The 20,102-nt window shown below is 62.5% G+C and carries 13 protein-coding genes; 10 read left to right on the top strand and 3 right to left on the bottom strand.

The features are described 5' to 3' along the window. Nucleotides 1-287 precede the first annotated feature (287 nt). Entirely contained in the window at nt 288-1,883 is a 1,596-nt protein-coding gene (locus tag HMPREF3172_RS07960; protein ID WP_070516634.1) for an LTA synthase family protein, read from the bottom strand. A gap of 313 nt (nt 1,884-2,196) precedes the next feature. On the opposite strand from HMPREF3172_RS07960, the gene tig reads away from it, so the two are divergent. The 4 genes from tig to clpX all read left to right on the top strand — a co-directional run bounded on the left by tig (nt 2,197) and on the right by clpX (nt 6,540). Then, nucleotides 2,197-3,516: a trigger factor gene (tig, locus tag HMPREF3172_RS07955; RefSeq protein WP_070516632.1), complete on the top strand. Its 1,320-nt coding sequence runs from the start codon at nt 2,197-2,199 to the stop codon at nt 3,514-3,516. Nucleotides 3,517-3,756: 240 nt separating this feature from the next. Beyond that, on the top strand, nt 3,757-4,371 hold the full coding sequence (locus HMPREF3172_RS07950) for an ATP-dependent Clp protease proteolytic subunit (protein WP_019175406.1): 615 nt from the start codon (nt 3,757-3,759) through the stop codon (nt 4,369-4,371). A gap of 22 nt (nt 4,372-4,393) precedes the next feature. Further along, a complete protein-coding gene (locus HMPREF3172_RS07945) occupies nt 4,394-5,059 on the top strand; it encodes an ATP-dependent Clp protease proteolytic subunit (protein WP_019175405.1) in 666 nt (221 codons plus the stop codon). Between the two features lie 209 nt (nt 5,060-5,268). After that, the gene (gene clpX / locus HMPREF3172_RS07940; protein WP_070516629.1) at nt 5,269-6,540 is read left to right on the top strand and encodes an ATP-dependent Clp protease ATP-binding subunit ClpX; all 1,272 of its coding nucleotides are present in this window, start codon (nt 5,269-5,271) and stop codon (nt 6,538-6,540) included. A 117-nt stretch (nt 6,541-6,657) separates the two neighbouring features. Here the strand turns inward: clpX and valS are convergent, their stop codons facing one another. Then, complete coding sequence (valS, locus tag HMPREF3172_RS07935; protein ID WP_070516627.1) at nt 6,658-9,312, bottom strand: valine--tRNA ligase; 2,655 nt, start codon at nt 9,310-9,312, stop codon at nt 6,658-6,660. Between the two features lie 161 nt (nt 9,313-9,473). Here valS and HMPREF3172_RS07930 point away from each other — a divergent pair, with 161 nt between their 5' ends. The 5 genes from HMPREF3172_RS07930 (at nt 9,474) to ndk (ending at nt 16,051) form a co-directional block, all read left to right on the top strand. Beyond that, complete coding sequence (locus HMPREF3172_RS07930) at nt 9,474-10,226, top strand: SDR family oxidoreductase (protein ID WP_070516625.1); 753 nt, start codon at nt 9,474-9,476, stop codon at nt 10,224-10,226. A 281-nt stretch (nt 10,227-10,507) separates the two neighbouring features. Then, nucleotides 10,508-13,810 (top strand): isoleucine--tRNA ligase, encoded by a 3,303-nt coding sequence (gene ileS, locus HMPREF3172_RS07925; protein ID WP_070516623.1) that lies wholly within the window; start codon nt 10,508-10,510, stop codon nt 13,808-13,810. Next, complete coding sequence (locus tag HMPREF3172_RS07920; RefSeq protein ID WP_070516622.1) at nt 13,807-15,186, top strand: bifunctional folylpolyglutamate synthase/dihydrofolate synthase; 1,380 nt, start codon at nt 13,807-13,809, stop codon at nt 15,184-15,186. The genes ileS and HMPREF3172_RS07920 overlap by 4 nt, the downstream gene beginning before the upstream one ends. Beyond that, entirely contained in the window at nt 15,183-15,629 is a 447-nt protein-coding gene (locus HMPREF3172_RS07915) for a DUF4233 domain-containing protein (RefSeq protein WP_070516620.1), read from the top strand. The genes HMPREF3172_RS07920 and HMPREF3172_RS07915 overlap by 4 nt, the downstream gene beginning before the upstream one ends. Beyond that, nucleotides 15,629-16,051: a nucleoside-diphosphate kinase gene (ndk, locus tag HMPREF3172_RS07910; RefSeq protein WP_019175398.1), complete on the top strand. Its 423-nt coding sequence runs from the start codon at nt 15,629-15,631 to the stop codon at nt 16,049-16,051. Before HMPREF3172_RS07915 ends, ndk begins: the two co-directional genes overlap by 1 nt. Nucleotides 16,052-16,174: 123 nt before the next feature. Here ndk and HMPREF3172_RS07905 read toward each other — a convergent pair whose 3' ends face one another. Next, nucleotides 16,175-16,816 carry a vitamin K epoxide reductase family protein gene (locus tag HMPREF3172_RS07905; protein WP_256173316.1) on the bottom strand — a complete coding sequence of 214 codons (642 nt, stop codon included), beginning with the start codon at nt 16,814-16,816 and terminating at the stop codon, nt 16,175-16,177. 306 nt (nt 16,817-17,122) lie between these two features. Between HMPREF3172_RS07905 and HMPREF3172_RS07900 the strand changes: the two genes are divergently transcribed. Beyond that, nucleotides 17,123-20,101, top strand: coding sequence for an Rne/Rng family ribonuclease (locus tag HMPREF3172_RS07900; protein ID WP_070516617.1), 2,979 nt, complete (start codon nt 17,123-17,125; stop codon nt 20,099-20,101). Nucleotide 20,102 lies beyond the last annotated feature (1 nt).

Raw genomic sequence — 20,102 nt, 5'->3', positions numbered from 1 at the left:
ATCACACGATTAACTAACCTCCCCGATCAGTACACTTAGCAACACCTGCTGACAGGAGTTTCTGTTGCTAAGGGGAGTCTCCCTGCGGCTAAAACGTGGTTTTGCTGCTAACGGGTGTGGGGGTGCGGAATAGTCCGCCGGCCAGCAGCCGCGTTGGTAAGAGACAATCCGCTGCTTCCACACGGAACTGACTGCGCCGGCAACAGAAAAGGCGTGGGGCCGTCAGTCTGGCTGACGGCCCCACGCCTTTGTTCAGTTGGTGCTTCGACTCCTCAATTAGTCACCAATCAGTCATCGTTGGGTTCGGTGCTGGACGATTCGTCCGGTTCGTCCATGCCCCACACCTTCTTGTAGAAGTCGGCCGAACGAGCCAGCGTCAGCTCTGCATAGGCGTCGTCGTTCAGAGCCTGCGCGGAGTCCTGTGGAACAGCCGGGGAGAAGAGCGACACTCCTACACCAGCCTGGCGATCCTTGACTTCAAGTCCGGCGACCTCCAGCATCGTCGGCAGCATGTTGAGCTGGTCAGCGCCGGAGCGCAGTTCGCCGAGGGGCAGTTTGCCGTCCTTGGTGCCCGGCATCCAGATGCGGTTGAACACCGAACGGTCGGTCTTGTCGTCCAGTTCCTCGTGGTAGACGTTCCAATCAGCCATGTGCTTCAGATGGTCGCCCATGACGACAACGGACGTGTCTTCGAGGATTCCCTCATCTTCCATGTGCTTGATGAAGCCGCCGACGGCCTCTGAGGAGCACAGCCAGACCGATGCGAGTTCATCGTCTTCTGTGCGCAGCGGGCAGTCGGGGTAGCGGTGAATCGGCTCGTGGGAGTCCAGCGTGAGCACCGTCAGGTTGAACGGGTTTCCAGTCTCAGAGGATTCACGGTGGAGAGCGGAGACTTCATCCTTGGCATGCTCCATCAGACGGCGGTCGCTCAGACCCCAGTCGGGACGGATGTCCTCTTCCTTTTCGCCAAGAGACTGCCAGTGGGGAAGGTCCTTGACTTCGTCGTAGCCGTGCGTGCGCAGGAAGGAGCCCTTGGATGCGAACTCTGCGTTGGCGCCGCCGAGGAAGACGTTCTTGTAGCCGTTTTCCTTCAGAATGTCACCGAAGCAGTCTACGCCGGGCATGAAGTCGGCGACAGCGAGGTTGTTCATGACCTTGTCGCCGGTGGCAGAGCCCTTGCCCTTGAGCGGAATGCCGCACTGTGTGGAGGTGATGCCAGCCATGGTCCAGCCGCCGCCGCTGTACTGCTTGTAGTTTTCGGCTTCGGCCCAGCCCTCGGTGGCGTCTTCCATGGGCTTCAGCATGTTCACGTCGAAAAGCGAATCGTCAGTGAGGTCGTCTTCAGCTGACTCGACGTAGACAACCACGATGTTGCGTGCGTCCTTATTGCCCACGACCACCGGTTCGCGGTAGTAGTCGCCGATGTTCATGGAGCTGCTGACCGACTTGATGTAGGTGGGCAGCTGGACTGCCGAAGAAAACGAGGTCGAACCGGTGATGACGGTTCCCGCGATGAGAGCAATAATGAAGGTGGAGGCCATTCCGCGCAGGGCGGCGCGGCGAATGCGGCGACGTGCAGCCGAAAGGCGCAGTCGCGCCGACATCCGGTAGCGGATCCACAGCTGGCGGCCGACGAACAGCAGGGCGGTGATCGCCAGCGGGACAACCGCAACCCACAGCACGGTGATCCACACGAAGCCGCCGCCTTGAGCGGCGCCGGCGATGTTCGTCAGCATCTGGTCGACAGTGATCTGTCCCCACTGCTTGCGGATGAAGATTCCGGAGATGAGCAGTGCGACGCTGAGGAAAATGAGCGTCCACAGAAAAGCGGCACCGATCGCTTTGAGAATTCGGTGCTTTGCGGTGGTTTTTGATCCCTTCACGTCTTCGCCTCTGAATCAGTCGGTTCTTCGGTTTCTGGAATGAGGAAACGCGCGCACGGGAAGGTGGGCGCAGAGTTAGACATCCAATTATAGCCTGATGTTAACTTCTGCGCCTTTGTGGGTTCACACAGGAAGGGGTCTGCTGGCCGCGCATCAGCCGCGCCGGTGCGGCCCGGTGTGCATTCTGCAGGCCGAACACATTAGGATAGAGCGCTGTGTGTCGTCAGCACAGTCGCGCATGTCTGAGGGAGTTGCCCTTCGGCGTGTCGGCACTCTGGCGACGTTCCCGTTAGTCAATTTGAAGAGGTAGACAGTGAAGAGCTCCGTCGAACGCATTGAACCCACTCGGGTGAAGCTCAGCATCGAAGCGCCTTACGCCGATCTCAAGCCGAGCGTCGACGAGGCATACAAAGAGATCGCAAAGCAGATCGCCGTTCCCGGCTTCCGCCGCGGCAAAGTCCCCGCGCGCATCATCGACCAGCGTGTCGGTCGCGCTGCTGTCATCCAGGAGGCTGTCAACAACAGCCTCGACGGTTTCTTCCGCCAGGCAATTGCCGACAACGACATCCAGCCCCTGGGCACCCCGGAAATCGAAGACCTCGAAATGCCGGGCCTTGACGGCAAGGAAGAAGGCGACCTCACCTTCACCGTTGAAGTCGACGCCGTGCCGGAATTCGAACTGCCCGAATACTCGAGCCTCGAAGTCGAAGTCGAGCCGCTCGAAGTCACGGATGAAGACGTCGAAAAGGAACTCGATGACCTGCGCAGCCGCTTCGGTTCGCTCAAGTCCGTTGACCGTCCTGCAAAGAAGGATGACTTCGTCACCCTCGACCTGACCGCGAAGATCGACGACGAAGAGATCGACTCGGCTTCTGACATTTCGTACCAGGTGGGTGCAGGCACCATGCTCGACGGCATGGACGAAGCCCTCGAAGGCCTGTCGGCTGACGAAGAGACCACCTTCGAAACGAAGCTCGCAGGTGGGGAGCACGAAGGCGAAGACGCTCAGGTGACCATCAAGCTCACCGCCGTCAAGGAACGCGAACTGCCCGAAGCTGACGACGACTTCGCCCAGCTTGCCTCGGAGTTCGACACGATTGACGAACTCAAGGAAGACCTCAAGACCCAGGCCAAGTCCAACAAGGAACTGCAGCAGGGTGTCGAGGCTCGCGACAAGGTTCTCGAACTGCTCATTGAGAAGCTCGACCTGCCCGTCCCGTCGCGCGTTGTTGAAGAGGAAGTCAAGCGCCACCTCGAAGGCGAAGGCCGCGAAGACGACGAAGAGCACGGTGCAGAGGTCCGCGAGCAGACCGAAAAGCAGCTGCGCGCGCAGTTCATTCTGGACAAGGTGCAGGCGAAGGAAGAGATCGAGGTCACCCAGCCCGAACTCATCGAGTACATCATCACCTCCGCTCAGCAGTACGGCATGAACCCCAACGACTTCGCACAGGCTCTTGACCAGTCCGGTCAGGTAGGCGCTGTTGCCGGTGAAGTCGGCCGCCGCAAGGCTCTCGCTGCTGTTCTCGCCGAAGCAGTCGTCAAGGACACCAGCGGTGAGGTCATCGACATGACCGCATTCACCACCGGATCGGAAGAAGCTGAGGAAGCCGAAGAAGAAGCTTCGGAAGACTGATTTTTCCCCTGCGAAAGCAGGCTGAGCAGACGAGGCGGAGGTTACCTCCGCCTCGTCTGCTTTTGTGTTGGGCCGCACCGGAAGGGCAGCGACCCCGCCCGAACCCTCAGTGCAGAGCACTTTGGGCCGCTCCTTCGGCCGAGCAGGTTTTCACGCTCATGGCGAACAACCGGCAGGGGTGGATTAAAAGTCGGGCTTTGCCGGTTAGGGTCAAGAGAAATCAACCCACAGGAGAAACTTGTGAGCAAACACGAACTGACCACGCCGGTCGCCTCTGAGGGCACGGCGGGCATGGGTTTGGATGACCACATCTTCAACCGCCTGCTGAAAGAGCGGATCATCTGGCTCGGCTCGGAAGTCCGCGACTCCAACGCCAACCGCATCTGCGCCCAGATGATGCTGCTTGCCGCGGAAGACCCCGACCGTGACATCTGGCTGTACATCAATTCGCCGGGCGGTTCCGTCACGGCGGGCATGGCCATCTACGACACCATGCAGTACATCAAGCCCGACGTGGGCACCGTCGCAATGGGCATGGCCGCCTCCATGGGCCAGTTCCTGCTGTCCTCGGGTGCTAAGGGCAAGCGCTTTGCCACCCCGCACGCGCGCATCCTCATGCACCAGCCGCTCGGCGGCATCGGCGGCACCGCCACGGATATCAAGATCCAGGCGGAGCTGATCCTGCACATGAAGAAGCAGATGGCCGAACTGACAGCCGAGCAGACCGGCAAGTCGCTCGAGCAGATCCTCAAGGACAACGACCGCGACCACTGGTTCACCGCAGACGAGGCCCTGGACTACGGCTTCATCGACAAGGTCGTCACCCACGCCGCTGACGTGCCGGACGGCCGCTGAACCGCATTCCCAAGGAGGACAAATGGCTGATCTCTACACCGGCGGTGCCGGATACTACGGCGGAACCGCCGGCAACATGCCGAACTCGCGGTACGTCATGCCCCAGTTCGAAGAGCGCACCCCCTACGGCTTCAAGCGGCAGGACCCGTACACCAAGCTGTTTGAAGACCGCGTGATCTTCCTCGGCGTTCAGGTGGACGACACCTCGGCCGATGACGTCATGGCACAGCTCCTGGTGCTGGAAGCGCAGGACCCCGACCGCGACATCACGCTGTACATCAACTCGCCCGGCGGTTCATTCACCGCGCTGACGGCCATCTACGACACGATGCAGTACATCAAGCCGCAGATCCAGACCGTCTGCCTGGGACAGGCGGCCTCTGCTGCCGCCGTTCTGCTGGCTGCCGGCACCCCCGGCAAGCGCCTTGCACTGCCGAATGCTCGTGTTCTCATCCACCAGCCGGCCATGCAGGGCGGCGGACAGGGACAGGCCTCGGACATCGAAATCCAGGCCAACGAGGTCCTGCGCATGCGCGCATGGCTGGAAAACACTCTGGCCAAGCACACCGGGCAGGACGCAGCAAAGGTCAACACCGACATCGAACGCGACCTGTTCCTCACGGCCGAAGAGGCCAAGGAATACGGCCTGGTCGACCAGGTGCTCACCTCGCGCAAGGGCGTCAACTGACACAGTCAGTCTGAGCACGCACCCCAGTGCATCGAAGGGCCGTCGGAACACTCCGGCGGCCCTTTGCAGTGGGCGTCTGTGGCCCAGCGCATCGGGTCTCAAGCAGACACGCGACAGAAGTCAACGCGCATGTCAGCCCAGTGTGAAAGACTCGGCTAAGTACAGAAATCTGATCTTCCCGGCTGACCCGGGTGCGAAAGGCAGTGTGAATGGCTCGCAGCAGTGAGGGCGCAGAGCTCCTCAAGTGCAACTTCTGCGGCAAGTCGCAGAAGCAGGTCCGCAAGCTCATCGCCGGGCCAGGCGTCTACATCTGCGACGAATGCATCGGCCTGTGCAATGAGATCATCGAAGAAGAGCTCGGTCAGCCCGACGCTCCTGCGGAGAAGCTCGAACTTCCCAAACCGCAGGAAATCTACAACCACCTGGATGAATACGTCGTCGGCCAGGACGCTGCCAAGCGGTCACTGGCTGTTGCCGTGTACAACCACTACAAGCGCATCAACGCCCTGGAGGAAGGCAAGGGCAAAGACGACGGCGTGGAGATCGCCAAGTCGAACATCCTGATGGTGGGGCCCACCGGTTCCGGCAAAACCTACCTGGCGCAGACGCTTGCGCGCATGCTCAACGTCCCGTTTGCAGTTGCCGACGCCACGGCTCTGACGGAAGCCGGCTATGTCGGCGAGGACGTCGAAAACATTCTTCTTAAGCTCATCCAAGCGGCTGACTTCGATGTTGAGCGGGCGCAGAAGGGCATTATCTACATCGACGAAATCGACAAGATTTCGCGCAAGTCGGAAAACCCGTCGATCACCCGCGATGTTTCCGGTGAGGGCGTCCAGCAGGCCCTGCTGAAGATCCTCGAAGGAACTGTCGCCTCTGTTCCTCCGCAGGGAGGGCGCAAGCACCCCCAGCAGGACTTCATTCAAATCGACACGACGAACGTCCTGTTCATCGTCGCCGGTGCTTTCGCCGGGATGGAGGAAATCGTGGCGGCACGCAAGGGCCGACACGGGGTGGGCTTTGGAGCGCCGATCCACTCTAAGGACGACGAAATCGACCTGTACGCAGAAATGCAGCCGGAAGACCTGCTGAAGTTCGGTCTCATCCCGGAGTTCATTGGCCGTCTGCCCGTGCTGACCGCCGTCGGCGACCTCGACCGCGAATCTCTCGTCACCATCCTGTCCGAGCCGAAGAACGCTCTCGTCAAGCAGTATCAGGCGATGTTCGCCTACGACGGCGTCGAACTCGAGTTCTCGCGCGAAGCCCTGGAGTCCATTGCGGATCTCGCTCTGCTGCGGGGGACAGGCGCGCGAGGACTGCGCTCCATCATGGAGGAAGTCCTGCAGCCGGTCATGTTCGACCTTCCCAGCCGGGATGACATCGCCAAGGTGCTCGTGACCCGCGAAACCGTGGAGGAAAACGCGGCGCCAACGCTGGTTCCGCACAAGCAGACGGGCCAACAGCGCAAGAAGACCGCGTAACCGCGTTTATCGCGCGCGGGCGTAAAGCCCGCCCGGCTGGCAGCCGCGCGTGCAGAAAAATCCGCAAACACAAGAGCGCGCCGCTTCAAGCGGCGCGCTCTGTGTTTTCAGAAGCTGTTACTTTTTGTCGTCGGTCGGTGCGAATTCGACATCGGCAACACGCGGGCCTTCCGCTTCCGCGTCCACGTCAAGAACGAGCTCAGTTACCCGGCCGGCGGCCTGCAGGTCGCTCTGTGCGGCCGCGATCGTGTCAATATCAGCCTGCGATGCGCGCAGCGTGGCTTTCACGACCTCGGTGCGCTGGGACACTTTGGCCTCGGTCTTGGTCCGGCGGATCTCTGAGAGTGCCTGCGACACCGTTTCGAGGAACTCAGCCGGGACATCCTGTGCCGGAATGCTGCCGGCGGCAGGCCATGCCTGCGCGTGGACGGAGCCTTCCTGCCACCAGCTCCACACCTCTTCCGTCACAAACGGCATGAAGGGCGCAAACAGGCGCAGCGATGTTTCCAGAGCTGTTGCCAGGGTGACGTGCGCTGACAGCTGCTGTTCTTCGCCGGCCGCACCGTAGGAGCGGTCCTTGATGAGCTCAACGTAGTCATCCGTGAACTCCCAGAAGAAGGACTCGGCCTCCATGAGGGCGTGAGCGTAGTCGTAGTCCTCGAAGAATTTGCCGGCCTTTTCGACGGTTGTCGACAGGGCCGTCAGCAGGGCTTTGTCCAGCGGGTTGATGACAGCGTCGAGCTGACCCACGTGGCCCGCGTGGACACCCTGAGCCAGGGCGAACTTCGAGGCGTTGAGGATCTTCATGGCCAAGCGGCGGCCGATCTGCATCTGGGACACGTCGTAGGCGGTGTCAACGCCCAAGCGTGCAGAGGATGCCCAGTAGCGAACAGCGTCAGGGCCGAATCCCGGCTTGTTTTCCGCCAGGATGTCCGAGGGCACAACAACGTTGCCCTTCGACTTCGACATCTTCTTGCGGTCGGGGTCGAGGATCCAGCCGGACAGGGCGGTGTGCGACCACGGAACGGAGTTGTTGAGCGCATTGGCGCGCACAACCGTGGAGAACAGCCACGTGCGGATGATGTCGTGGCCCTGCGGACGCAGGTCGAACGGGAAGACCTTGCTGAAGAGGTCGTCGTCGGTGCTCCAGCCGCCGACGATCTGCGGGGTCAGCGAGGACGTGGCCCACGTGTCGAGAACGTCCGGTTCGCCCATGAAACCGCCGGGCTGGTTGCGCTGGTCGGCGCTGAAGCCGTCAGGCGTGTCCTGCAGCGGGTCGACCGGCAGGGATTCCGAACCGGGGACAATCGGGTTGTCGTAGTCGGGGTTGCCCTCGGCATCGAGGCGGTACCACAGCGGGATGGGCACACCGAAGTAGCGCTGACGGGACACCAGCCAGTCGCCGTTGAGGCCTTCGACCCAGTTTTCGTAGCGGGCTCGCATGAAGCCCGGCAGCCACTGAAGTTCGCGGCCGCGCGCGATGAGGTCGTCGCGCAGCTCGGCTGAACGACCGCCGTTGCGGATGTACCACTGGCGGCTGGTGACGACCTCGAGCGGCTTTTCGCCGCGCTCGTAGAACGGCACGGGGTGGGTGATCGGCTGCGGAGGTTCGATGAGGTCGCCGGACTCTTCGAGCAGTTCGACGATCGTCTTGCGGGCCGTGAAAGTCGTCATTCCGGCGAGCTTCTGGTACTGCTCGGCAGCGTCGGCCTTGGCAGACCCCGAAATCCACTCAGGGGTTTCCAGTTCGAGGCGGCCGGCGCGGTTGACCACGGCGCGCAGCGGCAGTTCGAGTTCGCGCCACCACGTGACGTCGGTGAGGTCACCGAACGTACACACCATGGCGATGCCGGTGCCCTTGTCCGACTGGGCGAGTTCGTGGGCGCGGACTTCGACTTCGACACCGAAGATGGGGGATACGTACTTCGTGCCGAACTTGTCCTGGTAGCGCTCGTCATCCGGGTGGGCGACGAGTGCGACCACGGCGGGGATGAGTTCGGGACGTGACGTGAGAATGACAATCGGCTCTGCCGCGGTGTCTGCAAGGCCGTCGGATCCCGCGGGGAAGAAGGTCACCTTGTGGTAGGCGCCTTCGCGTTCGCGGTCTTCGAGTTCAGCCTGGGCGACGGCGGTGCCGAAGGTGACGTCCCACATGGTGGGGGCATCCTGCGAGTAGGCCTGGCCGCGGGAGAGTTCATCAAGGAACGCCCTCTGCGAGACTTCGCGGGAATGGTCGTCGATCGTTCGGTAGGAGTGCTTCCAGTCGACCGAGAGCCCGACCTTGCGGAAGAGGTCTTCGAAGATCTTTTCGTCTTCGCCGGACAGTTCGAGGCACAGTTCGATGAACTTCTGGCGCGATACGTGCTTGAAGTCGCGCGGGTTGCGCGGGACCTTGGTGGGCAGTTCGAAGTCGTCGCCCTCGTACGGCAGGGACGGGTCGCAGGTGACGCCGTAGTAGTTCTGTACGCGGCGTTCTGTGGGCAGGCCGTTGTCGTCCCAGCCCAGCGGGTAGAAGACGTTTTTGCCGGTCATTCGCTTGTAGCGGGCCAGGACGTCCGTCTGGGTGTAGGAGAAGACGTGGCCGACGTGCAGTGATCCCGACGCCGTCGGCGGGGGAGTGTCGATCGAGTAGACCTCGTCACGCGTCGTGTCGCGGTCAAAGGCGTATGTTTGCTCTTCCGTCCAGCGTGCGTCCCACTTTTCCTGGAGACCTTCGAGGGCGGGCTTGTCAGGCAGATGCACCGAGTCATGTGTGCGAGAACCAAAATCCATAGCGTCATTGTCCCAGACTGCGGCGGGGAGGAAAGCCGGGGCGTGTTCCGGCCCGGTTTCCGGGGCACGAGGCGGAGCTCGTTTTTGGAGGTGCCGGGCACCTTTTCTCAACTACAGTGATCGGAGGGCCCCTGATGGGCCGGGATCTGAGAGAGGAAGCTATGACTCAACTGCGTGCTGTTGTTACGGGAGCAAGTTCAGGAATCGGCGCGTCGACCGTAGAGAAGCTCACGAAGCTCGGCTGGAGCGTTGTTGCTCTGGCTCGCCGGGAGGATCGGCTTAAGGAGCTTGCCGCGAAGACCGGGTGTGAGTACCTGGTGTGCGATGTCGCGGACGACGATTCGGTTGCCCGGGCGGCCGAGCAGATCATCGAGGAAGGTCCCGTGCACGCTCTTGTGGCCAACGCGGGTCTGGCCATCGGCAACGACTGGGTGGAGAACGCCTCGCCGGAGAGCTGGGCGCAGGAATACAACATCAACGTGCTCGGCATTCTGCGCAGCATCCGTGCGTTCCTGCCGGCACTTGAGGCCAGTGGGCGCGGCGACATTCTGCTCATGGGCTCGACCGCCGGTCTCATCCAGTACGAGGGCGGCGGCGGCTATGTGGCCTCCAAGCACGGGGTGCACGCGATCGCCGGCACTCTGCGCCTGGAACTGGCGGGCCGTCCGGTGCGCGTTATGGAGATCGCGCCGGGCATGGTCGCGACACCGGAGTTCTCGCTGAAGCGGATGGGCTCACAGGAAGCCGCCGACACCGTTTACGAGGGTGTTGAGAACCCGCTGACGGAAGACGACATCGCCGACGCCGTCGTGTGGAGCCTCACCCGGCCTCACCACGTCAACGTCGACCTCATGGTGCTGCGTCCCATCGCCCAGGCGGCCCAGCACAAGGTGGCGCGCAACGCGGGGCTGTGACCAGCCTTCGGGTGCTCCCGCGGTGAGGTAAGATCGGACCTGCGTCGATCCGGCTATCACCGGGGAGCATCCGGAAGAAAAGCCTGTGAAACTTTGGCGAGCTCCGCCTCGTCAGCCTTCAGGCCCAGTAGAACCGGACGGGTGGGCCCGTCACAGCCTTTGAGCGATCCGCGGCAGCGGATAAGCGGGGTGGTACCGCGGCAGCCTTCGGGCAGTCGTCCTCGCACGGATGAAACCGTAAACGGGTTCGGTGCCGCCGGACCCGCGAATAAAGGACGCTCATGACTGAGAACATCTATCCCAAGCAGACGACCTCTGCTTTCGGCATGTCCTCCAGCCCCGACTTCCCGGCGCTGGAAAAGGACGTTCTGAAGTTCTGGAACGACAACAACATCTTCCAGGAATCCATTGACAACCGCGAAGCCGGCAAGAACGGCGAAAATGAGTTCGTCTTCTACGACGGCCCGCCTTTTGCAAACGGTCTGCCGCACTACGGTCACCTGCTGACCAGCTACGTCAAAGACGTCGTACCGCGCTACCAGACCATGCGCGGCAAGCGCGTCGAGCGCCGCTTCGGCTGGGACACCCACGGTCTGCCGGCAGAACTTGAAGCCATGCGCCAGCTGGGGCTGAAGACCAAGGACGAAATCCTTGAGATGGGCATTGACAAGTTCAATGCCGCGGCACGGGAATCGGTGCTGAAGTACACCGACGAATGGGAAGAGTACGTCGGCCGCATGGGCCGCTGGGTCGACTTTGAAAACGACTACAAGACGCTCAACCCCACGTTCATGGAATCCGTGCTGTGGGTCTTCAAGACCCTCTACGACAAGGGGCTGATCTACGAGGGTTTCCGCGTGCTGCCCTACTGCTGGTCAGATGAAACCCCGCTGTCGAACCACGAACTGCGCATGGACGACGACGTCTACAAGGACCGCCAGGACCCGGCTGTCACCGTCGGCCTGCGCTGCACGTCCGGTCCGCTGGCTGACTCCACGTTGAAAGACGCCCGCTTCCTCATCTGGACGACCACCCCGTGGACGCTTCCGTCCAACCTCGCGATCGTCGTCGGAGCGGACATCGACTACCTTGTCGTCGAATCCGATGGCCCCACCGGCAGCACTGAGCGCTACGTCATCGCCAAGGAGCGCCTGGCTGCGTACGCCCGCGAACTCGGCGAAGAGCCGACCGTCGTTGCCGAACTCAAGGGTGCAGACCTGCTGGGCCACACCTACGCTCCGCCGTTCGCCTACTACGCCGACCACGAAAACGCCTTCCGCATCCTCGAAGGCGACTTCGTCACCACGAGCGACGGTACGGGACTCGTGCACACCGCCGGCGCCTTCGGTGAGGACGACTACGTTGTCACCCAGGCTGCAGGGATCGAAGCCGTCATGCCGGTCGGCCCCGACGGCCGCTTCACCGCGCCGGCAGTCGACTATGTCGACGACCTCGTCTTTGACGCGAACCCCAAGATCATCCGCCACCTCAAGAACAATACGGCGGGTGAAGGTGACACCGGTTCCGTCACCGACGGCACTGTTCTGGTTCGCCACGAGACCTACAACCACTCGTACCCACACTGCTGGCGCTGCCGCAATCCGCTCATCTACAAGGGCGTGTCCTCGTGGTTTGTCAGCGTCACCGAGTTCAAAGACCGGATGCTTGCCAACAACGAGCTCATCAACTGGGTGCCCGACAACGTCAAGCACGGCCAGTTCGGCAAGTGGTTGGAAAACGCCCGCGACTGGTCGATCACGCGCAACCGCTTCTGGGGCAGCCCCGTGCCGGTGTGGAAGTCGGACAACCCCGAATACCCCCGCATCGACGTCTACGGCAGCTTCGAAGAGATCGAACGTGACTTCGGCCGCCTGCCGCTGAACCACGACGGCCAGCCGGACCTGCACCGTCCGTTCGTTGACGAGCTGACCCGACCCAACCCGGACGACCCGACCGGCAAGTCGACCATGCGCCGCGTTGAGGACATTCTGGACGTGTGGTTCGACTCCGGTTCCATGCCGTACGGACAGGTGCACTACCCGTTCGACAACAAGGAATGGTTCGACAACCACTACCCGGCAGACTTCATCGTCGAGTACATCGGGCAGACCCGCGGCTGGTTCTACACGCTGCACATCCTGGCTTCGGCACTGTTCGACAAGCCCGCCTTCCGCGATGTCATCTGCCACGGCATCGTGCTGGGCTCCGACGGCAACAAGATGTCCAAGTCGCTGCGCAACTACCCGGACGTCAACGAGGTCTTCGACCGCGACGGATCCGACGCCATGCGCTGGTTCCTCATGTCCAGCCCCGTGCTGCGCGGCGGCAACCTCATCGTCACCGAGCAGGGCATCCGCGATTCGGTGCGCCAGATCATCCTGCCGGCGTGGAACGCGTGGCATTTCTTCGCCACGTACTCCAACACGGCAGACGCTCGGGGTGAAACTCCCGCCGATGGCAAGTCCGGTTCGGGCTACCAGGCTCGTCACCGCTACGAGTCCTCGCAGGTTCTCGACCGCTACCTGCTGGCGAAGACGCGCGACTTCATCGACAGCTTCGCCAAGCACATGGACGAGTACGACCTGTGGAGCGCGTGCGGGCTGTTCCGTGAACATCTGGACATGCTCACCAACTGGTACGTCCGCCGTTCGCGCCGCCGCTTCTGGGAAGGCTCGGAAGCGACCCACGAAACCTTCGACGTCTTCTACACGTGCTTCGAAGCGTTCCTCCAGGTCGCTGCACCGCTGCTGCCGTTCACGATCGAAGAGATCTACCGCGGCCTGACGGGGGAGCGCTCCGTCCACCTGGCTGACTACCCGGACAGCTCGCTGTTCGAAGCCAACCCGGAACTCGTCGAGGCAATGGACCTCACCCGGTCCATCTGCTCGGTCGGCTCGAGCCTGCGCAAGGCTGAAAAGCTGCGCGTGCGTCTGCCGCTGGCACGCCTGACCGTCGCAACGGACATCGAATTGGGCGAAGAGTTCACATCGATCATCGCCGACGAGCTCAACGTGCGCGAAGTCGTCGTCATGCCGGTTGACAAGGCCGAAGAGGCCGGCTTCAAGCTCGAACAGAAGCTCACCGTCAACGCACGTGCCGCAGGCCCGCGCCTGGGCAAGAACGTCCAGGCAGCCATCAAGGGCTCCAAGTCCGGCGACTGGTCCGTCACGGACGGTGTTGTCGTGTCCGGCGGCATCGAACTGCAGGAGGGCGAGTACACCCTCGACGACGTCGCAGAGTCCGGGCAGGACGGCATCGTGCTGGCTCCCACCGAGTCCGGCTTCGTCGCTCTCGACACGGTCGTAACCGACGAACTGCGGGCCGAAGGCCAGGCGCGCGACACCATCCGCGCCATCCAGAGTGCCCGAAAGGAACTCGACCTGCACGTGTCGGACCGCATCGACGTGGCCATCAGCGTCCCGGCAGAAAGCGCCGAAGCGCTGAGCGCCTACAGCGACCTCATTGCCAAGGAAACCCTGGCCGAAACCCTGCGGATCACACAGGAGCCACTTGGTGAAGGGCAGGTCTTCGAGGCCGCCGAACTCGCCGACGGTGCCGCCGTGCGCGTGGAGAAGCACGCATGACGAACACCGAACCGACGGGCCTGCAGCTGGCTGAGGCCGCGCTGCAGGCCCGCGCGGGCGAAACCGAAATCGAACTGCGCCTGGATGCCACCCTGCGCGCCTGCGAACTGCTCGGTGACATTCACCGAGCCGCGCCGGTCATCATGATCGCGGGCACCAACGGCAAAACCTCCACCGCCCGCATGGTGGACGCGCTGCTGAGCGCTCACGACTTGCGGGTGGGACGCTTCTCCAGCCCCCACCTGCACTCCGTCACCGAACGCATCTCCGTCGACAGCGCACCCGTGTCAGAGGACGACTTCGTACGGGTATTCGCGGAAATCCGCCCGTTCCTCGACATGGTCGACGCCGAACTCGCAGGAGACGGGCGGCCGCCGCTGACATATTTTGAAGCGCTGACCGTGCTCGCATTCGCCGTATTCGCTGACGCCCCCGTCGACGTATACGTGCTCGAAGTCGGGATGGGCGGTCAGTGGGACTCAACCAATGTGGCTGACGCTGAAGTGTGCGGATTCACCCACATCAGTCTGGACCACCAGGCGTTCCTCGGAGACACCCTGACCGACATCGCAGCCACAAAGGCCGGGATCCTCGATAGGACACAGGACGACACTCCCGCGCCAACACCGGTGGCGGTCATCGGCAACCAAGACGACGAGGCGGCAGAAGAACTCGAAAGCCAGCTTGCCAGCCGGGGGCTCACCGGGCGCTGGTTCGGCCGCGAGTTCGAAGTCCTCGAAGCCAAACAGGCCGTCGACGGGCAGCTGTTCTCCATGCGCGGGGCCTACGACGTCTACAGCGATCTGTTCCTGCCGCTTCTGGGACGCCACCAGATCGACAACGCAGCTTTGGCGGTTGCCATCGTCGAACAGTTCCTCGGCACGGAAGACAAACCTCTGAACACGGACACGATCGGCACCGGACTGAGTACAGTCACATCGCCGGGCCGCATGGAGGTCATGCGGTCCGACCCGACGATCGTCGTCGACGGCGCCCACAACCCGGACGCGGCAATCGCGCTGCGGGAAGCACTCGCGGACTCCTTCGACTTCTCGGATGTCGTCGCGGTGGTCGCGGTGTACGAAGACAAAGACGTGCACGGAGTGTTGGAACACCTGTATCGGACCGCCGGCCGGGTCGTCGTGGCTCAGGCTCAGAGTCCGCGCGCTCTGAGCTCGCAGAAACTCGCCGAAGCCGCTGAAGAATGGTGGGATCCGGACGACGTCATCCGAACCGACAACCTCAACGACGCGCTCATGCGCGCAGTCGACCTCGCTCTTGAAGACCCTGAGCGCACAACGGGAATCGTTGTGACCGGTTCGCTGTCAACCGTTGCCGAGGCCCGCACCCTGCTGGGCCGAAAGGATGCTCAATGACGCAGGAGACCCCTGCTGAACTTCCTCAGCTTCCGCTGAAGTCGAAGCTGCCGATCCTCGGTGGCACCGTTCTCATCTCCGAGGCGATCATCGTCTACTTTGCCCTGCTGGTCGGCTACGGCCTGCAGCCGCTGCCGTTCGGCTGGCTCGTGGCCGGGGCTGTTGTGCTCGGTGCGCTGTGCATCATTGCCACGGCAACTCTGCCGAAGAAAGCCGGCCAGAAGGGCCTGGGCATTCCGCTGGGGTGGATGATTCAGCTGCTGATACTGGCAAGCGGTATTGTTTTGGGCGGACTCGTTGTCGTCGCCGTCGTCTTCGGCGCCATGTGGGCCGTCGGCATCTACTGGGGCCGACGGATTGACCGCGAAGCCACCGCCTACGTCAAACAGGCATATCGGGCGGGCTCACCCGCTTCACCTGACAATCAGGAGAAAGAGGAATGATGAAGGAACGCACACTCGTACTTGTCAAGCCCGATGGCGTTGAACGGGGCCTGGTCGGCGAAGTCATCAGCCGTCTTGAAAAGAAGGGCTACGAAATCAGTGCCCTGAAGATGGTGCAGGCTGATCGCTCTATGCTCGGCGCGCACTACGAAGAGCACGAAGGCAAGCCGTTCTATGAACCGCTGGTCGAATACATGGGCAGTGGGCCGTCGGTGGCGATCGTCGCCACTGGCGAAGATGTGATCGAAGCCTTCCGCGTCATGGCCGGCACCACCGACCCAACGACCGCCGCTCCCGGTTCCATCCGCGGTGACCACGGTCGCAACTGGGGTGAAAGCGTTGTGAAGAACATCGTCCACGGTTCGGACTCGACGCTGTCGGCAGAACGCGAAATCAAGATCTGGTTCCCCGAGCTCGACTGACCTTTCCAGGCAGACAGAAGCCGGCCTCCACCTCGTGATTCGAGAACCTCGTCACACGAGGCGGAGGCCGGCTTTTTCTTGTTTCCCACCGGAACCGGTGGGAGGGGTGCGAACCGATCCGGTTCAGACGAGGCTTGAGAAGAACGTCCAGAACTTCGCGACGATGCTCAGGTAGATGAGCGCGAGAGCCAGGGCGGACAGAAGAACCGCATGAGACGCGAAGACCTGGACGACGGGGGAGTGCTGGACAGCTGACCCAAAGCCGCCCGTGAGCGCCAGGTGGCCCGCCGTGATGAACCACATCGGAATGACGACGGTCCACACGACAATGCACCACGGGCAGCCGATCCCGATGACGAAAATCGAACTGATGAACAGGAAGATGACCAGTGCGACACCGCCCGTGAGTCCGATCAGCAGACCGATCATGACCCAGCGGGGGATCTCCGTGCGGCTGATCAGAAGGACGCCCAGAAGCAGCGGGAAGATGAACGCGGCAATCCCGATGAGCTGATTGGGAAAGCCGAACACCTGAGCCTGCCAGAAGTTCATGACGGAACCGCACGAAAAGAACGGATTGAAGTCACAGGACAGGACATGCCCGGGATTTTCGAGTTTTTTGATTTTCTCAATCGACAGGTCAAAAGATGCGATCAAGCCGATGACGGCTGTCCCCACGAGGAAGATTCCGAAGGGCCTCTTGCGGCTGAACCACGGGGAGGGGACGGAAAGCTCTGCTGTCTGCACACTGGTTCCTGAGGTCATAGAAACATCATCCACCGCTTGAGCCCACCGGTCGAATCGAGGCGGGCACTGCCGGGTGGGACAGCCCGGATTCAGTGTCGTCCCAGGTGCGCTGTGACATAATGAGCATCAGAGCTCCGGCAGAGCAACCGCGCCGGGTGTGCTTCCACCTCTCCGAAGAATTTCGGCCAGGTTCAAGATGAAGCCCTGGGCCACCGCGCTGAGCATTCGCGCGAGCCCACAGCAGCTCACAGACTTTTGTGATTATGACAAGGACATGATCCCGGTCGCGGACGTTGCACCGCTCGATCGGGACAGGAGTTTTCAATGAGTGACACAGTGGATCCCACAGAGGGAATCCTTTCCGACCTCGAAGCGCTGCGCCAGCAGTCCCAGGGGCGCCAGACGCAGGCTGAAGACGACAGCCGTCGCGCAGAGCTTTTGGAGTCGATCGCCGACAAAGCCGGCCAGAAGCGCAATGCTGAAAGCCGCGGCGAAAGCCAGGACGAACCGACAGAAGATCGGGTTGACGACACCGCAGACGTCGACGATTCCGAAGAAGAACACGACCGCGACGCAGAAGACAGCGCTGAGAACGAAGCTGACGACAAAGCTGGCATAACAGCGTTTTCGGGCGGCCTGTTCTCCAACGCGGCCCAGCCGGAGGTCGCCGGTCTGCCCGTGAGTGCGGCATCCGCCGAACTGCAGACTGCACCCGCTTTCTCCGCACGGGCATCTGAGGATTACGACGACACCGAGGTGGTCCCCGTCACCGCTCCGGCAGGCGGTGCGCTGCTGTTCCAGCAGCCGAAGGCCGAACTGGGCGTTCAGGTGGATCCCGACTGGGAACCTGAAGACGATGACTACGACGATTCGGACGACACCGAGGACTCCGGCGACACTGACTCCGACGGCGGTTTCAACGACGATGAAGGTGGCCGCGAAGGCGGTCGACGCCGGCGTCGACGCGGTGGCCGCGGTCGTCGCTCACGTTCGCGCGATGACCGCGACGACAACGACGATTCGCACGATGATTCGGATGACTCGGACGACTCCGGTTCCGACAGCCGCCGACGCGGCCGTGGCGACCACGGCAGCCGCGGAGACAGCGATCACGACAACCGCACATCGGACGCTGACGACAACGACGGCGATGACAACGACGGCGACAGCGGTCGCAGGCGACGCCGCACACGCCGCCGTGAGCGCGGAAGCCGCCGCACCACCTCGCTGGAAAGCGAAGTCACGGGTATCCGCGGTTCTTCCCGCGTAGAAGCCAAACGTCAGCGCCGTCGGGAAGGCCGGGCCGCTGGGCGCCGCCGCCCCGTCATCACGGAAGCTGAATTCCTGGCCCGTCGCGAATCGGTTGAGCGCGCCATGATCGTGCGCGAAAAAGACGGACGCACTCAGCTCGTTGTCACCGAAGACGGCATCGCCGTTGAACACTACCTGTCGGAGAAGCGCCAGCAGTCCTCGCTCATCGGCAACGTCTACCTGGGTCGCGTGCAGAACGTGCTGCCCAGCATGGAAGCCGCCTTCGTCGACATCGGCAAGGGCCGCAACGCCGTGCTGTACGCCGGTGAAGTCAACTGGGACGCTCTCGGCATGGACGGCAAACCCCGCCGAATCGAAGTCGCACTCAACCCCGGCGATCCGGTGCTCGTCCAGGTGACAAAGGACCCCGTCGGGCACAAGGGCGCGCGCCTGACCGCGCAGATCTCTCTGCCCGGCCGCTTCCTCGTGTACGTCCCCGGCAACCAGATGACCGGCATTTCGCGCAAACTGCCCGACAGTGAGCGCAGCCGCCTGAAGTCGATCCTGAAGGACGCCGTCCCAGACGGCTCCGGCGTCATCGTGCGCACAGCCGCGGAAGGCGCCTCGGAAGACGACCTGCGTCAGGACATCGAACGCCTGCGCAAGCGCTGGGAGACCATCGAGGGCAAGTCCTCGTCCACCAAGGTGCGTGCACCGGAACTCCTGTACAGCGAACCGGACATGATGGTCCGCATCATCCGCGATGTCTTCAACGAAGACTTCAGTGAACTCGTGATCGACGGAAACCGCATGTGGGACGTCATCACCGAATACGTCGAATCCGTTGCACCCGACCTGCGGGATCGCGTATCTCGCTACGAAGGCGACGACGACATATTCGACCACTACCGCGTGTCCGAACAGATCGACAAGGCGCTCAACCGCAAGGTCAACCTGCCCTCAGGTGGTTCGCTCGTCATCGACCGCACAGAGGCGATGACCGTCATCGACGTCAACACCGGCAAGTTCACCGGCTCCGGCGGATCCCTCGAAGAGACCGTCACGAAGAATAACCTCGAAGCAGCCGAAGAAGTCATCCGCCAGCTGCGTCTGCGCGATATTGGCGGCATCATCGTCGTTGACTTCATCGACATGGTGCTTGAATCCAACCGCGACCTCGTGGTTCGTCGCCTGGTCGAATGCCTGGGCCGCGACCGCACCAAACACCAGGTAGCGGAAGTGACCTCGCTCGGGCTCGTCCAGATGACCCGCAAGCGCATCGGCACGGGCCTGGCCGAAGGTCTCGCGGCAGCCGGGGAAGACCTCTCCGGACGCGGCCTTATGCTGCCGGGCACCGAACCGGACCACTCCGGCCGGCAGTACAAGTCGCGCCGCAAGAACCGCGACAACAAGGACAACTCGCGCGGTTCGCACAACAACTCCTCCGGCAGCCAGCAGTCTGAAGAAGACGAAAAGCGCAGCCGGGAGTCCCAGAAGGCCATGGCGGCCATCGCCAAGGCCACCATTCGGGACCACGAGGAACCGCAAGCACCCGCCGAAGCAGACGAGCCAGCGGCCACGTCCGGTGACACGCATGATGTTTCGCATGACGCGGCAGAAGCGGCGAAGACACCGGCAGACAGCGCTGAGCACACCGGTGAGGCCGCACCCGATGATGGCGAACAGCGCGAACGCCGCACGCGTCGTCGCCGCGGAACCCGCGGAGGCGGCCGTCGCATCAAATCGGCCGAGCCGGCTGAGAACACCGAAAACCCTGTCGGTGACGGCACAGACGACAACGATGTAGACAGCAGCTCCGGCAGCGAGGCTGAAGCGGACTCTGCTGCCCGTAAGCAGGCTGAGCCCGTCAGCATGCCGACGCCGGAATCGGAAGGTCTGCTCATGATCGGCGGCGCATCGCAGACGCGGATTCAAAAAGCAGTTCAGAAACCGGAGCCCAGGCCTGAGGAAGCCCCGAAGAAGCAGGAGCCGAAGAAGCCCGAAGCGCCTGCTGAACCGGAACCGCCCATCCTCATCATCGGCCAGGACTGAC

The organism is Brevibacterium sp. HMSC08F02, assembly GCF_001807555.1.
In the GTDB taxonomy this organism is placed as follows: domain Bacteria; phylum Actinomycetota; class Actinomycetes; order Actinomycetales; family Brevibacteriaceae; genus Brevibacterium; species Brevibacterium ravenspurgense.
This window is presented reverse-complemented; position numbering and strand designations above follow the sequence as displayed.

Bases quoted from the DNA above. Each gene is read 5' to 3' on its own strand.
- HMPREF3172_RS07945 (WP_019175405.1), top strand. From the start codon at position 4,394: ATGGCTGATCTCTACACCGGCGGTGCCGGATACTACGGCGGAACCGCC.
- clpX (WP_070516629.1), top strand. From the start codon at position 5,269: ATGGCTCGCAGCAGTGAGGGCGCAGAGCTCCTCAAGTGCAACTTCTGC.
- valS (WP_070516627.1), bottom strand. From the start codon at position 9,312: ATGGATTTTGGTTCTCGCACACATGACTCGGTGCATCTGCCTGACAAG.
- HMPREF3172_RS07930 (WP_070516625.1), top strand. From the start codon at position 9,474: ATGACTCAACTGCGTGCTGTTGTTACGGGAGCAAGTTCAGGAATCGGC.
- ileS (WP_070516623.1), top strand. From the start codon at position 10,508: ATGACTGAGAACATCTATCCCAAGCAGACGACCTCTGCTTTCGGCATG.
- HMPREF3172_RS07920 (WP_070516622.1), top strand. From the start codon at position 13,807: ATGACGAACACCGAACCGACGGGCCTGCAGCTGGCTGAGGCCGCGCTG.
- HMPREF3172_RS07915 (WP_070516620.1), top strand. From the start codon at position 15,183: ATGACGCAGGAGACCCCTGCTGAACTTCCTCAGCTTCCGCTGAAGTCG.
- ndk (WP_019175398.1), top strand. From the start codon at position 15,629: ATGAAGGAACGCACACTCGTACTTGTCAAGCCCGATGGCGTTGAACGG.
- HMPREF3172_RS07905 (WP_256173316.1), bottom strand. From the start codon at position 16,816: ATGACCTCAGGAACCAGTGTGCAGACAGCAGAGCTTTCCGTCCCCTCC.
- HMPREF3172_RS07900 (WP_070516617.1), top strand. From the start codon at position 17,123: ATGAGTGACACAGTGGATCCCACAGAGGGAATCCTTTCCGACCTCGAA.